This is a genomic window from Variovorax glucosi, assembly GCF_051216695.1.
GTDB lineage: Bacteria > Pseudomonadota > Gammaproteobacteria > Burkholderiales > Burkholderiaceae_C > Variovorax.
On the sequence record NZ_JBPJZE010000256.1, the window covers coordinates 1 to 1,161 of the forward strand.

Consider the following 1,161-nt stretch of genomic DNA (forward strand, 5'->3'; position numbering starts at 1 on the left):
CTGCATCTTCGCGAGCGTGGTCTCCAGTTCGAGCAGCATCGCGTCGCGCTCGGCAACGAACGCGGGCGCCACATCGATGCCGGCCTGCGCGCAGGCATCCGCGATCAGGTGCGCGCTCGCGGGCGCGCCGCACGCCGCGCACTTGACGATGGCCGTCACATTGGGCTCCGCGCCGTTGGCCAGCAGGGCGCTCGTGAGTTCGGGTGCGATTTGCCCGTCGATGTTGCGCAGGGCGTCGGCCGCCACCGGTGCGCCGGCGCGCACCAGCGCCGCAGCGGCGGCGAAGGCGCCGTGTCCCACCGCAACGTCGGTCGCGAGCGCGCTGCCCTGATGCGGCCCGTCGAAGCCCACGCCAGCAGCGGCGAGTTCGGCGACCAGTTCGGCATCGTCGGCCGCGATGGCATGGCGCAGGGCCACGCGCGCGATCGCCGAATGGTGGCGCAGCGTGCCTTCGGCCAGCGGCGTGCGCCAGTCGACCACGGCGCGGCAATAGAAGGTCACCAGCTTGTCCATCAGGTCGAGGTCTAGCCCGTGGTCCTGGTGCCGGTCGTCGAGGTAGCCGAGCAGCGTCTGCCCCGAGAAGTAATCGCTCGTGGGCGCCAGCGGGTCTTCGTCGAGCTGCAGCGCCGCGAATGCGCCGCGCAGGTCGGGCGCGATGGTGTTCACGCTGTCTTCATGCAGCGCGTGCGTCCAGGCCGGTGGCAGGCCCTTCTTCCACGCGACGATCTGCCCGTGCCCGGCACCGGGTTCGACCACCGCGTAGACGCGGTCGGTGTACTCGAAGCCGCCGAAGGGCAGGTGCGTGAGCTTGCCGCTCGATGGCTTGCCGCCGTCCTCGGCGGCTTCCTTGGCCAGTTCCAGTTCGTGCTCGATCCAGCCCTGCAGGTCGTGGTAGCCGTCGCTGCCGTTCCAGAACAGCTCGTTCCAGCTGATGGCTTCGAGGTTGCCGTTCATTTCGAGCGACAGGTCGTAGTCGAGCCGTCCGCCCGCCGTCTGCTGCCACAGCGCGACCAGCGCTTCGGGGACGGGGCCCGCGCACAGGGCCTGCACGGCATCGATCTGTTGCGGCGGCATTGGCGGCTGCGCGTCGAAGATCACGCGGTCGGCGAAAAGCACGACGCCATGTTCGCGCAGGGTGGAGAGCTCGTCGGGTGTGAACCG

Annotated in this window: 1 protein-coding gene; it reads right to left on the reverse strand. The window is 70.0% G+C overall.

From position 1 onward, the window contains the following. Window positions 1-1,161, reverse strand: a 1,161-nt coding sequence (locus tag ACSFA3_RS24750; protein ID WP_435508009.1) for an SMI1/KNR4 family protein, incomplete at both ends; no start/stop codon positions are given.